Consider the following 15088-nt stretch of genomic DNA (forward strand, 5'->3'; position numbering starts at 1 on the left):
CCCGATCAAAGCCTATGGATGTTCACCGAGTTGAAGAAGACCGGCGAGGGAGAAGCACAAAGCGCCGGTGAGGGTACCCCAGTTGGCGATGTCGGAGTTGACGAGGCTGCCGGTGGCGGGGCGGGTATAGGCGGCGAGCGCCGAGACCATGAACAGAAGCGAGCCGAACTGGTTGACGGCGACAATCCACCAGCCGAGGTCGCGGGGGTGGACGCAGGGCCGGCCGTGGCAGATCTCGACGAAGGCCAGGTGGCCGGAGACCAGGAAGAGGACACAGCCGATCACGTCCGGCGTCCAGATCAGGCGGTTGACCTGGTGGAGGGTCAGGCCCTGCAAGAACGAGTCCAGCAGGTTGACGGCGAAGACGAGTGTGCCCGCGAAGAGGACGAAGGAGCTCAACCAGTCCACTCGCGTCGGCTCATAGCTCCACCATCGCCAGCGGCGGGTGACGAGGCGTCCTTCGCCTCCGGCAACGTGGCGCGGTGCGTTGACCACCTGCAGCAGCGAGACGTACCCGCCGGTGTTGAAGAACAGGCCGCCCGCGAAGTAGATCGAGGCGCACTCGGTGGCGTCGCCGGAGCCGAACTGTGCGACGGCCGCGCCTGCCGCGAAGAGGGCCCCGCCGACAATGAAGGCGATCGCGGCGATGACGTTGAGCCTGCCCAGCCGGGCGAGGGAAACGACGTCCGCACGGGTGTGCCGAGTGGCCGCCGCACCGACGGGACGGACGGCGAGCACCCCGCGCCGCCGCGCGAGCCGAGACTCCCACACGGCGGTGCCGCCACCGGGAGGGTGCCAGGTGAGTCGGGTGGTGAACGGTCCTGCGCCCTCGGCGCGCTGCTCGGTCTGACCCACGGGCCGAGCCTAGACCTGGGACAGGATCGAGAGGCGGAGGAAACGCCGTCCTCCGAGCCGTACGCCTGGCACCCGCCGGCTGGCCGCCGACGCGTTCGTGTCGACGGCCGGCTCCCGGGCCTGGGCCGGTTCGGCTCAGGCCCGGGGGTGCTCGTCCGCGTCGAACCTGCTGCCTCTATGCGTTGTCGAGCAGGATCTGTTCTACGTGCTCAGCAACGCCGCGACACGGACAGCGGTCTTCTCGCCCGCTCGCTGCTTGATCAGGCCTTCCTTGGCAGCTGCACGGAGCCTGACCTGCGAGGCGTGCTCCCCGCCTTTGGTGACCAGCGCAGTGACCACTACAGGATTCAGGCCGCCGACGCCACAGCCGGCGACGACACGGATCGTCTCTTGGTCCCTGCCCGGCTCGGTAGGCACGGGCCCCACCGCTCGTCCGGCTCGTTCGAGCATGGTGACGACATGCTTGACGGCTTCGTCGAACGGCAAGGGGATGACCAGGTCAATCTCATGGACGTTCTTCCTCATCCGCTTCGCCACAAGCCGGGTCAAGCGCCCGCTGCCTCCACTGACGGCAGCCAGAGCACCGAGCTCGTCAGCCAGGATGTCGTCCTCACTCCGGTCCATGCGCCCCCACCCCTCACTGCTTGAGTTTTTCATCTAATCAGCCACGGATCCGTTTCGGCCAACAGGAAAGGCCGCTGCCGGGTTCTACAGAGGTTCAGATGCACGTCGACATCGCGCATGTTGTCCGTCGAGGTTCGGACGGCGGCAGCCGGCTTCCCCATTCGCCTGTAGCGGTGTGTACGAGCCGCTACGCTCGACCGCATGGCGAAGAGGCAGATCAACGTGCGGGTGGACGAGGACGTGTACGCCGCGATCGAGGAACGCGCCGCGGCGGCCGGTATGGACGTGCCCGACTACGCCCGCCAGGTGCTCGCCGACGAGGGCAACGACCTGCGGCACCGGTTCCTCGACGCGGGCGACCACTTCACCGAGGAGTGGGGCGAGCACTTCGCCGAGCGCTTCGGTCACCCCGCGCCGACCAGGCACGAGACGCGCGGTAAGGCCGCGTGATCCTGCACATCGACCGCGCTTGGCTGCTGGACCTCGCTCACCGCAGCCTGCCCGGCGACCCGGACGTCACCGACTTCGGCACGCTGCAGGCCGCGGTGGCCAGGCACGCCGACAGGGTGATGGATCGGCCCGTCTATCCCGAGGCTCACCACCGGGCCGCCGCGCTCATGCACCAGCTCATCCGGGTGCCCGCGCTGGAGTACGCCAACGAGTTGTTCGGCGCGGTGGTGGCTGCCTCGTACCTGACGGTGTCCGGCATCGTCGTGACCGCGGACTTCAAGCAGGCCGGCGACCTCGCCGAGCGGATCGCGCGTGACGGGCTGGATGTGCGGGAGGTCGCGGAGGAGATCAAGGGCTGGACTCGTCCGAGGGCCTGAGTCGTGCAACGCGTGAGGGTGCCGGTGCCGTATCGACGGTGCCGCACGACCGACGTCCCCCACCTTCCGCGGAGCCCAGCTCATGCGGCTGCCACGGTGAAGGAGTGGCGAGGTTGACCTCAAGTCCAGTTGAGCTTCTAGGTTCGGGGGTGCCGAAGTCGACAGACCGGAGGGAACGCGATGAGGACGCTGGTGCTGGGAAGGACACCCGCCAGGGTGACGGCGGTGCTGGCCACACTGCGCGCGGACGGCTTTGACGTGGAGGGAGTGAGCACCGACGAGGAGGCCCGGAAGCTGTTGGAGACCGAGGAATTCGGGGTGCTGATCATCGGCGGGGGAGTGGGGCCGGATTCCCGCGCGTGGATCAAGGAGTTCGCGGCAGAGCACAGGGTGCGGCGGGTGATCGACGGTGCGCTGACGCAGCCCTTCGACGCCTACGTGCGGCGGGAGTTCGAGCCGCTGATCCGGGAGACCGCCGCCAAGGGGTGACACCCACGAGCGCCCGGGCATCCGTACCGGATCAGCGCAGTCACACAGCGATGGCTGGGCGCTTGTCTCCTTCGGGGTCGCACCGTTCGTGCCGGGACTCGCACGACCTTGCTTCCCACGCCGCTTTTCCTGGAGGGGGCCTACCCGCAGACGACCGCTCCGCTCACGGAGCTGCGCCTGACCGGCGCTGCGGCTCTGCCTGGCGGTCAGGGCGCCGCCGCTACCTGCCCGGTCGGACGCCGGATCAAGGGCCCTCCTTGGGTGGAGCCGGCAGTGCCCGCGTCGGAGCTGATCACAGACGGTGGTCATGCAGAACGACCGTTCGGGGCCGGCGCTCTGTCTCGACGGTGGACTTGCGCTGGAGTGCGCTCCAGGTCGTAGCGTCGTAGATATCGCGGCGAACGAACCTCCTGCCGCCCGGTGCTCTCACGGGATACCGGGCGGTGGAATCCGTCGCTGGATGGATGAGGGGCTTGGCGCCGTGCGCCGTCCGAACGACGAACGACGAACGAGTATGCAGGGAAAGGCTGGGACACGACATGCGGAAGCGCAGTCTGCGGGACTTGCAGGTATCAGCCATCGGCCTGGGGTGCATGGGGATGTCCGCGTTCTATGGATCCGCCGACGAGGAGGAAGGGATCGCGACCATCCGGCGTGCCCTCGACCTCGGGGTGAACTTCCTCGACACCGCGCAGATGTACGGGCCGCTCACCAACGAGTCGCTCGTCGGCGAGGCGATCCGGGGGCATCGCGAGGAATACGTCATCGCGACGAAGTTCAACTACCGGATGGACAACGCCGTACCCGGCGACATAAGCACGGTCGGCCCGCAGGACGGCTCGGCCGAACACGTGCGGAGCTCGGTCCACGGCTCCCTGAAGCGTCTGGGGACCGACCACATCGACCTGTACTACCAGCACCGGGTCGACCCGAACGTACCCATCGAGGAGACGGTCGGCGCGCTGGGCGAACTGGTCGCCGAGGGCAAGGTGCGGGCCATCGGCCTGAGCGAGGCCGGCGCGGAGACGATCCGGCGCGCCCACGCCGTGCACCCGATCACCGCGGTGCAGAGCGAGTACTCGCTCTGGTCACGGGACGTGGAGGCCGAGGTGCTGCCCGCCTGCCGGGAGCTGGGTATCGGCTTCGTGCCGTACTCGCCGCTCGGCCGCGGCTTCCTCGCGGGGCGGTTCACGTCGCCGGACGACCTGGACTCCAACGACTGGCGCCGCGAGAACCCGCGCTTCCAGGACGCCAACCTGGAGGCGAATCAGCGGCTGGCGGCCAAGGTGAAGGAAATCGCCGCCGAGAAGGACGTGTCCCCGGCCCAGCTGGCCATCGCCTGGGTGTTGGCCCAGGGCGAGGACCTGGTGCCCATCCCAGGCACCAAGCGCCGCACCTACCTGGAACAGAACGCCGCCGCGCTCGACATCGCGCTGACCAAGGACGAGCTGGCCCGCATCGATGCGGAGCTGCCCGAGGCGGCGGGCGAGCGGTATGACGAGGCGGGGATGCGAGCGGTCAATCGCTAGTCGGGACGCCGACGGCGAGAGCGGCGGGGCGCCCAGCTCGTTTCCTTCGCGACGCGAACGACCGGTCGGTCAGGGCCACCGTTACGAGGTATCACCGAAATCGGCGGCGGCTTCGGCCGGCATCCGTCACAGCCGCTGTCAGATCGTGAGGACGATCTTGCCTCGGGGGTGACCCTTCTCCAGGTGGCGGATCGCGGCGGGTGCCTCGGCGAGGGGGTAGCTGCGATCGACGGGTGCTGTGATTTTGCCGTCCGCGGCGAGGTCCTTGAGCGTCTGGAGGTCCTCGCTGCGGGGGAGGGACATGAGGCTGCGGAGGTTCTGCCCGACGAAGGGGGAGAGCAGACCGGCCCGGAGGCCGCGGCTCATACCGCCGAAGAAGGCGCTCCCGCCCTCGCCGCCGACGAGGACGAGCGCGCCGCGCGGCGTGAGTGCCCGGCGGAGGAGGGGCAGGGGGCGGAGGCCGGCGTTGTCGACGATGACGTCGTAGCGGTGGGGGCCGGCTGTGATGTCCTCGCGGGTGTAGTCGATGACGTGGGCGGCGCCCTGGGAGCGGACGAAGTCCCCGCCCGTGGGTCCGCAGACGCCGGTGACCTCGGCACCGTACATCGTGGCGAGCTGGACGGTGAGTGAACCGACACCCCCCGAGGCGCCGACGACGAGGACCTTCTGGCCCGGCCGGGGACGGGCCTTGCCGCTCAGCGCCTGGAGGGCGGTCATGCCCGAGACGGGAAGGGCGGCGGCCTGCTCGAAGGAGAGGTTCGGGGGCTTGAGCGCGAGCCTTGTGGCCTTGGCGCGCGCGTACTCGGCGAACGAGCCTTCGCAGTTGCCGAAGACTTCGTCACCCGGCTGGAAGTCGGTCACCTTCGCGCCGACAGCCGCCACGCGTCCGGCGCCGTCCCAGCCACGGACAGGGTTTTTGGGGCTACGGAGTCCCAGGACGGCGCGGGCCACATAGGGCCGGCCCGTCATGAGGTGCCAGACACTCGGGTCGACACCGGCGGCACGCACCTCGACGAGCACCTCGTCGTCGCGGGGTACGGGGCGGTCGATGTCGCGCAGTTCCAGGAGGTCGGTGGGTCCGTAGGCATCCTGGACGATTGCCTTCATGGCGGGGCTCCCTTTCGCGGTCACCGACACGAAGTGTCCCGGTTGCACTGAGCATTTCGATGACTCGAACAGCCGACGAGCACCCGGAGGATGATCTTGGGGTGGCGGGCGATGAGTTTCCGTACGACTGACGGCCCACCTTGTGGGAGCCGGTGACCGGATCCTCGACTCTCCGCGCCCACACCCCCCCGTCCGCGGTCCCGGCTTGAACGCCCAGGTCCCCGAAAACGCTCGGCTGAACACGACGTCGGCTGGGCCTGGTGGTATGACTCGTGCAGCTCGACAAGTCGATTTTTGATGCCGCTGGAGCGGCTGCACGGAGGTGACTCGGCTCAGCGGTGGCGCTCAGGCGGTGGCGGCTTCCCATACGAACCCGTCCGGGTCGCTGAACGGGCCGGCGTTGCCGGAGAGCACGAGCCGATGCGATCCGGTGCCGTCGGCGGGGACACCCGCATCCTTGGCGAGAGCACGGCGCTTGTACAGAGCCAGCTTGACGGGACTCGGCCCGGTGGCGAACTCGACGTACTTGCCGCCGAAGCTCTTGCCCACGGTGAGGCCCTGGTCGACGTAGAACTGTTTGCTGGCCTTCACGTCCTCGACGCCCAGCAGGAGTACCAGCTCGTCGAAGTCCCGGGTGACCGGGCCCGTGTCCTTCTTCGCCGACGTCGCGATCTTCCAGATCGTCCCGTCCGGGGCCTGAACAACGCCGCCGTAACCCCACAGCGACTTCGAGGCGGGCTTGACGGTGGTGGCGCCGACCTCGAGGGCGGCACCGACGAGGGCGTCGACGTTGCCCGGTTGGGACACCACGAGCGACAGGGTGAAACCACGGAAGCCGGACGTGGGCGCTTCGGAGGTGCGCAGGCGCAGCTGCGAGGGGTCCAGCCCGAACGCGGTGGAGTAGAGGTGGGCGGCGGCAGCGGTGTCGGCAACCTCAAGGGTGACGAAGTCGATGGAGTTCATGTCTTCGACGGTAGGGGCGGCCGGGTCGCCGACGCTTCTCGAAAACTGCCCAGTATGGGCGCGGCCCAAGGCCGCGGGCCCGAGCGGGCGACGGAATGGCGCTCGACTGTGGTGCCCGCATGCCCCGCTGGTGCGGCCAGGCGCCTGACGTACGCCGCCCGCGTGTGGTCGATGCCTGCCGAGGTCGCCTTGCGTGGACCTGCCGGGTGACGGGCACAGCAGACCGGCCCGGAAGCCGGCCACTGCTGTCGGCCGTACGTGAAGTGCCGGATCTGCGCCGCGCTGTCGCCGGCTGCCTTCGCCAGGCGTGCGCGGGCGCGGACCCGGCCGAGGTCGCGCGGCGGGCAGGGAACAGTCGCGCAGTGGGCAGGGAACAGCGTGAATGATCCTGCCCCCTGCGCAAGATGTCCTATGCCCGGCGCAGCGTTCAGTACTGCTCGGTCTCCACGAAACCCGCGTCCGCGTCGTCGTCCGCACCCAGTGCGGCGGCGGTCGGGTCGAATCCGGGCGGGCTGTCCTTGAGGCCCAGGCCCATGCCGGCCAGCTTCGCCTTGACCTCGTCGATGGACTTCGCACCGAAGTTGCGGATGTCCAGCAGATCGGCCTCCGAGCGGGCGACGAGCTCACCCACGGAGTGGACGCCCTCACGCTTGAGGCAGTTGTACGACCGAACGGTGAGCTCGAGTTCCTCGATCGGCAGCACCAGGTCGGCGGCCAGGGCGGCGTCCGTGGGCGAGGGGCCCATGTCGATGCCCTCGGCGTCGATGTTGAGCTCACGCGCCAGACCGAACAGCTCGACCAGCGTCTTACCGGCCGACGCCATGGCGTCACGGGGACGCATGGCCTGCTTGGTCTCGACGTCGACGATCAGCTTGTCGAAGTCGGTGCGCTGCTCGACACGGGTCGCCTCGACCTTGTACGTGACCTTCAGCACCGGCGAGTAGATCGAGTCGACCGGGATACGGCCGATCTCCTGACCCACCAGCTTGTTCTGGACCGCGGAGACGTAGCCGCGACCGCGCTCGACGGTCAGCTCCATCTCCAGCTTGCCCTTGCCGTTCAGCGTGGCGAGGACGAGGTCGGGGTTGTGCACCTCGACACCGGCCGGGGGCGCGATGTCGGCGGCGGTGACCAGACCCGGGCCCTGCTTGCGCAGGTACATCACGACCGGCTCGTCGTGCTCCGAGGAGACGACCAGCTGCTTGATGTTGAGGATCAGGTCGGTGACGTCCTCCTTGACACCCGGCACGGTGGTGAACTCGTGCAGGACGCCGTCGACGCGGATGCTGGTGACAGCGGCGCCGGGGATGGAAGACAGCAGAGTACGGCGAAGAGAGTTGCCGAGGGTGTAACCGAAGCCCGGCTCCAGCGGCTCGATCACGAACCGGGAGCGGAACTCGTCGACGACCTCTTCGGTCAGGGATGGACGCTGAGCAATCAGCACGGGGTGTTGCCTCCAGTGGTTTGGCGCCCGCTATGTGACGCCGTAGACACCATGAAGGGTACGGGCGATACGGCCCCCGCAGAGACCGAACCGCCCGCCTCCCCAAAACCGGCGAAGAGGCTTCGGGCCTCCCTTCCGCCCGCCGACCCGCAAGGACCGACGCCGTCCGCCTGGAAGATCCGCCGCATGAAACCGCTCGGTTTCATGCGGCGCAGCAGCGGGTTGAGGAGGGTCGGCCCAGGCCGGAATGGATCGGCAAGGCCTGTCGGAAGGCGGCAGACGGCGACTCGCCCGCGGGTGTGAGCGGCCTAGCCGCGTAGGCGATGCCCCTCCTCGGGCAACCACCGGGACAGGCGCTGCCGGGACAGGTTCGGGTCACGGCGGCTGCCGGGAGCAGTCCTGAGCGGTGGCCGCCTCGTAGATCCGCGCTGTGGAGCACGGGTTCAACCGGACGGCGTGACCGGAGACCACATACCCATCCACTGAGCGTTTTCAGGGTGGCCACTGATCGAGTGATGCAAGGGGATGGCTGGCAGGGCAACGGACGAGGCTCCCAGGCAGTTGAGAGAGGTATCTGACATGCGATCTCGGTTGCCGGGGAGCCCCGTTGATTACGTATCCTGCCGCACTCGACCTCCCGCATGCCCTCGTGGAGACGGTCACGATGCTGATCGTCCTTCGTGAGGGTGACCGCCGGTGCAAGCTCCGTCCGTCCGCGCGTGCGGTTGTCGCGCTCGTGTACTTGCGCCAGCACACCACGCTGGCCCAGATCGCCGCTGGTTTCCGCATCAGCGTCGGGACCGCGCACGCCTATGTCCGCTCCGTGGTGGGCCTGCTGGCGCGCCGGGCTCCGGGGCTGACGCGGGCCCTGCGTGAAGTGAAGGCCCGGGCGGAATACGTGCTGGTGGACGGCACCCTCGCGGAGTGCGACCGGGTCGGTGACGGCCGCGGGGACTACTCGGGAAAGCACCGGCGTCACGGTGTGAACCTGCAGGTCGTCACCGATCCGGACGGCACCATCGTATGGATCTCGAAGGCGCTGCCCGGTCGCACCCACGACCTCACCGCCGCCCGCACCCACCGGATCATCGACACCTGCCGCAGACTCGGTATCCCGGTCCTGGCCGACCTCGGCTACCTCGGTGCCGGCGGCACCATCACCACCCCGATCCGACGTTCTCCCGGCAAAGAACTCAACCGCCGGCAGCTATCGCTGAACAGGGCTCATGCCCGCCTGCGCTACCCGGTCGAGCGCGGCATGGCCCGATTGAAGACCTGGCGGATCTTCCGCAAAGCCCGCTGCAGCCCCACCTGGCTCACCACCGCAGCCAAAGCCGTCCTCACCCTTGAGAGCTACTGCTGAAAATCCTCACTGTTCGGCGCCCCACTCCTGGAACCGTTGCACCTCGGTGAACCCCAGCTTCGCCGCGAGGCGCATCGAGCGTTCGTTGGCGGTCTGGGTGCAGAGCACCACCGGCTCGCCGGGAAGCGCGTCGGCGAACCAGCGGAGCGCCGCCGCGCACGCCTCGGCGGCGTAACCGCATCCCCAAAACTCAGGCAGGAACAGGTAGCCGAGCTCGGCCTCCCCGGCATCCGGACGGACGTGACTCCGACGCTCCGCGTCGCGCCGGCTGAGCTCGATGGTGCCGATCATCGCTCCGTCGAGCTCGATCACGAAACGACCGGGGCGCCTTTCGGGCGTCTCAGGCAACGCGCGCTCGCACCCGTCACGCGGTCGAGGGCCGCCTATGAAGGCGCCCACTTCCGGCGAGCTGAACAGCTCGATGAACTGCGCACGGTCCCGGGCCTCGGGCTCGCGGAGCACGAGCCGCTCGGTCCGGATCGGGGCCGGCGGCCAGGCGACGGATCCTCGCTCAGTCATGGCGGGGAACCTATCGACGTCGTGTTCTCGCACACCGACCGGCACGGCAGAGTGTCGACGAGGCGTGTGTTCTGCGGCCGGTTTGTGAGCCTTTGCCGTGCCTGTCCGGCCTGGGCACCTGAACCTCGGACCCCGGCTCCACGGCCTGGGGGAGGTGGGCACCTGACCCTCGGACCCCGGCTACACGGCCTGGGGCAGGCGTGAGCGGGCGCGTGACTTCGGCGGCTGCCGGGCCAGGGTCGTGCTGCTCGTCGCGCTGGAGGCGGTGAGGAAGAAGAATGCGTGATGGCATCGTCCCCGTCGTATCTACCGGAAGGCACGCAGACCATGAGCAGCCGACGCGACCGCTGGGCGCAACTGACAGGCGGCCAAGCCGGAGAGGAATACGCCCGACGGTTTGCGCGGCTCGCTGAATCAGGCCACGACGTCCACGGCGAGGCCGCCTTCTGCGACGCGCTGCTGAAACCTGCCGCCCGGATCCTCGATGCCGGATGCGGCACCGGCCGGATCGCGATCCGACTCACCGAGCTGGGGCATTGCTGTACGGGGGTGGACGTCGACGCCTCCATGCTGGCCGTCGCCGGCCGTGAGGCCCCCACGCAAGAATGGCTGCACGGTGACCTGGCGCACCTGGACCGTCTCGGTCTGGAACCCGGCTTCGATCTGGCGCTTGCCGCGGGCAACGTCATCCCCTTGCTGGCCCCAGGTACTGAAGCAGCTGTCGTGCGGCAACTCGCCGCCGTACTGCGCCCTGGCGGACTACTGATCACCGGCATGGGACTGGACGCGGAACACCTGCCACTGCCGGAACCGACCGTGACGCTGGACGAGTTCGACCACTGGTGCACGCAGGCCGGACTGACGCTGCGCCGGCGTTTCGCTACCTGGGCCGGCGACCCCTACTGTTCAGGCGGCGGCTACGCCGTCAGCGTGCATCACCTCCCCACCGCCTGAACCCGACCACCCTCCGGTTGAGACCGGCGGGCCGGGGATGCCAAGGTCGGTGCCGGCCCGTACCCCGATGGCGCGCCGCTGGACCGGCACGACGCCTTGGTCGTGGATGAGCGGGCGGACCCGGCGACGGTGACACCGTGCCGGGCCGACGGCACGGTGCTGCTCGCGCCGGTCACCTCCGCTCCAGCGCGGCCAGCCGCAGCTCGAGCTGGTCAACCCGGTGCCGTAGCAGGGTGACCTGGGCTTCCAGGCTGACTTCTCGTTCCGCCCTGCGCTGAATGCGCGGTGACGCGGCGGCGCGCTCGACCACCGCGTCCAGCTGGACCAGGCGCTGCGGCCCGTTCGGGCCGTCGACCAGCCGGGACCGGATCTCGCCGTTGCGGTACCAGGACCGCAGGGCCGAGCGGGAAACGCCGGTCTCGGCTTCCGCCTTGGCCAGCGTCACCCAGGGGGTCTCGTCCAGCTGCTCGAACAACTCCAGCTCGTTCTGCCAGCGCGCGAGCCGGTCCTCCCAGTCCGACGGCGTCTCCATCGCACCCTCCCTTCGCCACGGTGACCCTGTCAATACCAGTGTATTGACAGGGTTGCGACCATAGAAGCATGACTTTCGAACGGTTCACGGTGGAAGCCCGCAAGGTGGTCGTCACGGCTCAGGAGGAGGCGAGGCTGCTCAGGCACAGCCACATCGGCACGGAGCACATCCTGCTGGGGCTGCTCGACGTGCCGGACGGTATGGCGGCGAAGGTTCTGCGTCAGCTCGGGTACGACAAGGAGACGGCGCAGGTCGACATCGCCGGAGTGGTCAAGCCCGGAACGGAGGAACTGAGCGGCCACATCCCGTTCGCGCCGCGTGCGAAGAAGACGTTGGAGCTCGCCCTGCGCGAGGCGCAGCAGCTGCACCACAACCACATCGGTACGGAACACATCCTGCTCGCCCTGGTCAAGGAAGGCGAGGGCGTTGCCGCGAAGGTGCTTGCCGAGCGGATCGACCCGATCAGCAAGATCCGTGCCGCGGTGCTGGCGTCAGTGGAGGGATCGCAGGACGTCGCGGCCGGCCCATGGCCCGCCGGTACACCTGCCACCGAAGACACCGTGTCCACCGCCAGCGCACTGGCCGGTGGCGCACCCGTCGGCAGCCATCACCTGCTTGAGGCGATGCTGCGGGCGGAGAACAGCATGGCGGCCAGGGTGCTGCGCGACCTCGGGGTCGACCCGGGCGCGGTCGCCGCCAAGATCGACGAACTGGATCCGGAGACGACCACGGACGCGAACCCGGAGGAAGCCGCCGCGCGCAAGATGGAAATCCGGCTGGTCGACGACGAGGTGCACCTGATCCTGCGGGATCCGACCACGGTCACGATCGCCAAGAAGGTCACCGAGCTGTCCGGCGGCCCCATCAAGGGCGTGGGGCCGGTCGCCGGCCTGTTCGTCCCGCTCTGGCGGTCGACCAACCAGTTGCTGCTGCAGTTCCAGCGCGTGCTGGAACCGGAACCCGAGGAAGAGGACGGATCCGCCGCGAGCAAGGCGGCCAAGGCTGTGCGTGCGCTGCTCGCACCCCGGCTCCGCCGGTGAACCGGCTGATCAGCGGCCCGGAACCGGTCGGTGGGATGGGCGAGGACGGGGGCGAGCGACGATGCGCCGGCGCTGTGACGAGGCGATCGGCGAGTCCGGGATCGCGTTCGGTGCCCCGTCGGCGGTGGCCCGCGCGCACCTGGTCGACGTCCCGCGAGCAGGCAACACGGCGAAATCGGAGGCAACCGTGAACATCACCATTGTCGGAGCCGGTCTGGGTGGCCTGGCCCTTGCCCGTGTGCTGCACGTGAACGGCATCGACGCCGTCGTGTACGAACGGGAACCGTCGCGCGGCGCGCGCGGTCAGGGCGGCATGCTCGATCTGCACTCCGGGACCGGGCAGCGGGCGTTACGCGAGGCCGGCCTGATCGACCAGTTCCACGCGATCGCCCGTCGTGAAGGCCAGGACCTGCGACTCCTCGAGCCGGACGGCACCCTGCTGCTTCAGGAGGACACGCCCGACGACGCCCCACTTGAGCGCCCCGAGGTCGACCGTGCCGATCTGCGCAACCTGCTGCTGGACTCCCTCCCCGGACACGCGGTGCGCTGGGGGCACCGGTTCGAATCTGCCGACAATGGCCTGCTGCACTTCTCCGACGGCAGCAGTGCGACGTACGACCTGCTGGTCGGCGCCGACGGCGCGGACTCCCGGGTCCGCGCACTCCTGACCGGCGCCCGCCCGGCGCACACGGGCCAGCACGTCGTCGAGCTCGGTATTCCCGACATCGACCGCACCCACCCCGACCTCGCGGCGATGGTCGGGCGTGGCAACTACTGGGTGCTCGGCGACGGGAAATCCCTGTCGGCGCAGCGCAACGGCGACGGCCGCGTACGCATCTACCTCAGCTTCTACAACACCGCTGAGGACGGGTTCGCGATCAGTGGGATCCCGTTCGGCGACCCAGCCGCCGCCCGAGCGCGGCTGATCGACCTCCTCACCGGCTGGAACCCACGGTTCACCGCACTGATCGCCGCCTGCGACGACACGGTGCTGCCGCGGTCGATCACCACTCTCCCGGTCGGTCTGACCTGGCCGTCGAGGCCAGGCGTCACGCTGCTCGGCGACGCCGCGCATCTGATGCCACCGGTGGGGCAGGGCGCCAACATGGCGCTGCTCGACGGCGCCCTACTCGGTCAGGCGCTGGCCGCGCACCCGGACGACCTTCCCGCCGCCGTCGATGAATACGAACGCGAGATGTTCACACGCACCAGCGCTGCCGGCCGGCAGTCCGCGCACATCCAGGAAATCCTGACGTCACCCGACGCCGGCCAGAAGATGCTCGCGTTCTTTCAACCTGGTGCCACGCTCCTGGCGGAGAAGTCGGAACAGCGGTGAGGAAGTCCAGCGCCTCGCCCTGGCGGAAACCATGGGGCACACCCGCAGTACGGGGATCATGAAGCATGCGACCAGATGACTGGCACTTCACCGAAGACGTCGACGACTTTCTCGCCCGAGCCGGAGACTTCCTGCGCTCTCGGCCCGGCCCGCACGTCATGCAGCTGACGTGGGCCGAGAGAGTGCGGGTACGTGGGGCGGAGGCGTTCGGCACCCAAGCCCCCGTCTTCGGGGTGCTGGAGCAAGCAGGCGAGGTCCACGCCACCTTCTACCGCCTCCCACCCCGTGGTTTCGGGCTCTCCCCGCTCTCGCCCGAGCAGGCCGACTCCCTCGCCGCCCGCCTGGCCGCCCTCGGGCACTCCCTACCCTCCGTCAGCGCGGACCACAGCACGGCCACCGCTTTCGCCGTGGCCTGGCAGCGGCACACCGGCAAGCGGCCGAAACTCCGCGACACGCGGCTTCGTCTGTACCGCCTCGGCACACTCACCCCACCAGAGCCGCTGCCGGCCGGCCGAGGCCGCGTCCTGGGTGAGCAGGACCTTGAACACGTCATGTTCTGGTGCGGCGAGTTCGCCAAGGCCGTCGGGGAGGACGTCGCCATCGACCCCGACACGTGGGCCGACACTCGCTTCGCCGACAAGCGCTACACGCTCTGGGAGACCCCGGACGGCACCCCCGTCTCCATCGCGGGCATGAATCCGATGATCGGCGGCCAGATCCAGGTGGACATCGTCTACACCCCGGCCCACCTGCGCGGTCGAGGCTACGCGGGCGCCGTGACGGCGGAGGTGAGCCGGGCCGCGCTGGCCGCGGGCGCGAGGGACGTCATCCTGTTCGCGGACCTGTCCAACCCCGCCAGCAACGCCCTCTACCAGCGCCTCGGTTACCGCACACTCACCGACTGGGCGGTATACGACTTCTCGTGTCCCGCCCCGGAAGCCGGCTGACCGCAGTCCACTGGCACCTGGGATCGTCGACGGGCAGCTGCAGGCCTCGCACGTTCAGGCTCACTGCTGGACTGGACCGGCCCCGAACGGTCCACGATCGTATGGCGGTGCCCCGCTCCTCCCTCCCCTTCGGAGGAGTGGGGCACCGCCATCGGCCTGGCGGATCCGGGGCGGGTTACCACCAGACGCCGGCGCGCAGCTTGCTCCAGGTGACGGAGCCGACCTGACCGTCGTCGGAGATCCCGGCGTGCCTCTGCACCGACGTCACGGCGTTGTATGTCAGTGTGCCGAATTTCCCGTCAGGGTCGAGATACGTCGGGTATGAGGTGTTGACGTTGATCAGGCACTGCACCTCCTTGATCCGTGCCACCGCGGCGGCACCGGTCTGGCCGGCCTTGGTCAGCGCGTTGCCGTCGTACCAGCCGCAGTAGAAGGCCGCCGCGTGGACATTCTGAACGGACTGCGCCGGTGCGGCACTCGCCGTGGGCGCGACGGCCAGACCGGCACCGACGACTGCTGTCGCGAAGGCGAGCGCGATCCGCCTGCGTGAGGTCATGTT

At 69.1% G+C, this 15088-nt stretch carries 17 protein-coding genes; 9 read left to right on the forward strand and 8 right to left on the reverse strand.

Annotation, left to right across the window (positions count from 1 at the left end; translation table 11 throughout):
• Window positions 1-12 precede the first annotated feature (12 nt).
• Window positions 13-855 (reverse strand): hypothetical protein, encoded by an 843-nt coding sequence (locus OG985_RS43160; RefSeq protein WP_371673872.1) that lies wholly within the window; start codon window positions 853-855, stop codon window positions 13-15.
• Between the two features lie 201 nt (window positions 856-1056).
• Window positions 1057-1479 carry a hypothetical protein gene (locus OG985_RS43165; protein WP_371673873.1) on the reverse strand — a complete coding sequence of 141 codons (423 nt, stop codon included), beginning with the start codon at window positions 1477-1479 and terminating at the stop codon, window positions 1057-1059.
• 201 nt (window positions 1480-1680) lie between these two features.
• Between OG985_RS43165 and OG985_RS43170 the strand changes: the two genes are divergently transcribed.
• The 4 genes from OG985_RS43170 to OG985_RS43185 all read left to right on the forward strand — a co-directional run bounded on the left by OG985_RS43170 (window position 1681) and on the right by OG985_RS43185 (window position 4324).
• Window positions 1681-1929, forward strand: coding sequence for a hypothetical protein (locus OG985_RS43170; protein ID WP_371673874.1), 249 nt, complete (start codon window positions 1681-1683; stop codon window positions 1927-1929).
• The gene (locus OG985_RS43175; protein ID WP_371673875.1) at window positions 1926-2306 is read left to right on the forward strand and encodes a fic family toxin-antitoxin system, toxin component; all 381 of its coding nucleotides are present in this window, start codon (window positions 1926-1928) and stop codon (window positions 2304-2306) included. Before OG985_RS43170 ends, OG985_RS43175 begins: the two co-directional genes overlap by 4 nt.
• Window positions 2307-2486: 180 nt before the next feature.
• The gene (locus tag OG985_RS43180; RefSeq protein WP_371673876.1) at window positions 2487-2795 is read left to right on the forward strand and encodes a hypothetical protein; all 309 of its coding nucleotides are present in this window, start codon (window positions 2487-2489) and stop codon (window positions 2793-2795) included.
• A gap of 539 nt (window positions 2796-3334) precedes the next feature.
• Window positions 3335-4324 (forward strand): aldo/keto reductase, encoded by a 990-nt coding sequence (locus tag OG985_RS43185; protein WP_371673877.1) that lies wholly within the window; start codon window positions 3335-3337, stop codon window positions 4322-4324.
• A 138-nt stretch (window positions 4325-4462) separates the two neighbouring features.
• Here OG985_RS43185 and OG985_RS43190 read toward each other — a convergent pair whose 3' ends face one another.
• The 3 genes from OG985_RS43190 to OG985_RS43200 all read right to left on the reverse strand — a co-directional run bounded on the left by OG985_RS43190 (window position 4463) and on the right by OG985_RS43200 (window position 7838).
• Window positions 4463-5431: an NAD(P)-dependent alcohol dehydrogenase gene (locus OG985_RS43190; protein ID WP_371673878.1), complete on the reverse strand. Its 969-nt coding sequence runs from the start codon at window positions 5429-5431 to the stop codon at window positions 4463-4465.
• 345 nt (window positions 5432-5776) lie between these two features.
• Complete coding sequence (locus OG985_RS43195) at window positions 5777-6394, reverse strand: glyoxalase (protein WP_371673879.1); 618 nt, start codon at window positions 6392-6394, stop codon at window positions 5777-5779.
• A gap of 427 nt (window positions 6395-6821) precedes the next feature.
• A complete protein-coding gene (locus OG985_RS43200; RefSeq protein ID WP_371673880.1) occupies window positions 6822-7838 on the reverse strand; it encodes a DNA-directed RNA polymerase subunit alpha in 1017 nt (338 codons plus the stop codon).
• Window positions 7839-8445: 607 nt separating this feature from the next.
• Here OG985_RS43200 and OG985_RS43205 point away from each other — a divergent pair.
• Window positions 8446-9201, forward strand: coding sequence for a transposase family protein (locus tag OG985_RS43205; RefSeq protein ID WP_371666485.1), 756 nt, complete (start codon window positions 8446-8448; stop codon window positions 9199-9201).
• Between the two features lie 6 nt (window positions 9202-9207).
• On the opposite strand, the gene OG985_RS43210 is transcribed toward OG985_RS43205, so the two are convergent.
• On the reverse strand, window positions 9208-9720 hold the full coding sequence (locus tag OG985_RS43210) for a GNAT family N-acetyltransferase (RefSeq protein ID WP_371673881.1): 513 nt from the start codon (window positions 9718-9720) through the stop codon (window positions 9208-9210).
• 327 nt (window positions 9721-10047) lie between these two features.
• Here OG985_RS43210 and OG985_RS43215 point away from each other — a divergent pair, with 327 nt between their 5' ends.
• Window positions 10048-10674, forward strand: a complete 627-nt coding sequence (locus OG985_RS43215) for a class I SAM-dependent methyltransferase (RefSeq protein ID WP_371673882.1) — start codon at window positions 10048-10050, stop codon at window positions 10672-10674.
• A 172-nt stretch (window positions 10675-10846) separates the two neighbouring features.
• On the opposite strand, the gene OG985_RS43220 is transcribed toward OG985_RS43215, so the two are convergent.
• Window positions 10847-11206 carry an excisionase gene (locus OG985_RS43220; protein WP_371673883.1) on the reverse strand — a complete coding sequence of 120 codons (360 nt, stop codon included), beginning with the start codon at window positions 11204-11206 and terminating at the stop codon, window positions 10847-10849.
• A gap of 68 nt (window positions 11207-11274) precedes the next feature.
• On the opposite strand from OG985_RS43220, the gene OG985_RS43225 reads away from it, so the two are divergent.
• The 3 genes from OG985_RS43225 to OG985_RS43235 all read left to right on the forward strand — a co-directional run bounded on the left by OG985_RS43225 (window position 11275) and on the right by OG985_RS43235 (window position 14529).
• Entirely contained in the window at window positions 11275-12246 is a 972-nt protein-coding gene (locus OG985_RS43225; RefSeq protein WP_371673884.1) for a Clp protease N-terminal domain-containing protein, read from the forward strand.
• Between the two features lie 187 nt (window positions 12247-12433).
• The gene (locus tag OG985_RS43230) at window positions 12434-13582 is read left to right on the forward strand and encodes an FAD-dependent oxidoreductase (RefSeq protein ID WP_371674674.1); all 1149 of its coding nucleotides are present in this window, start codon (window positions 12434-12436) and stop codon (window positions 13580-13582) included.
• 65 nt (window positions 13583-13647) lie between these two features.
• Window positions 13648-14529 carry a GNAT family N-acetyltransferase gene (locus OG985_RS43235; protein WP_371673885.1) on the forward strand — a complete coding sequence of 294 codons (882 nt, stop codon included), beginning with the start codon at window positions 13648-13650 and terminating at the stop codon, window positions 14527-14529.
• A gap of 175 nt (window positions 14530-14704) precedes the next feature.
• Here OG985_RS43235 and OG985_RS43240 read toward each other — a convergent pair whose 3' ends face one another.
• Window positions 14705-15085, reverse strand: a complete 381-nt coding sequence (locus OG985_RS43240; protein ID WP_371673886.1) for a peptidoglycan-binding protein — start codon at window positions 15083-15085, stop codon at window positions 14705-14707.
• Window positions 15086-15088 lie beyond the last annotated feature (3 nt).

Origin of the sequence: Streptomyces sp. NBC_00289 (genome assembly GCF_041435115.1) — a bacterium.
Taxonomy (GTDB): Bacteria; Actinomycetota; Actinomycetes; order Streptomycetales; family Streptomycetaceae; genus Streptomyces.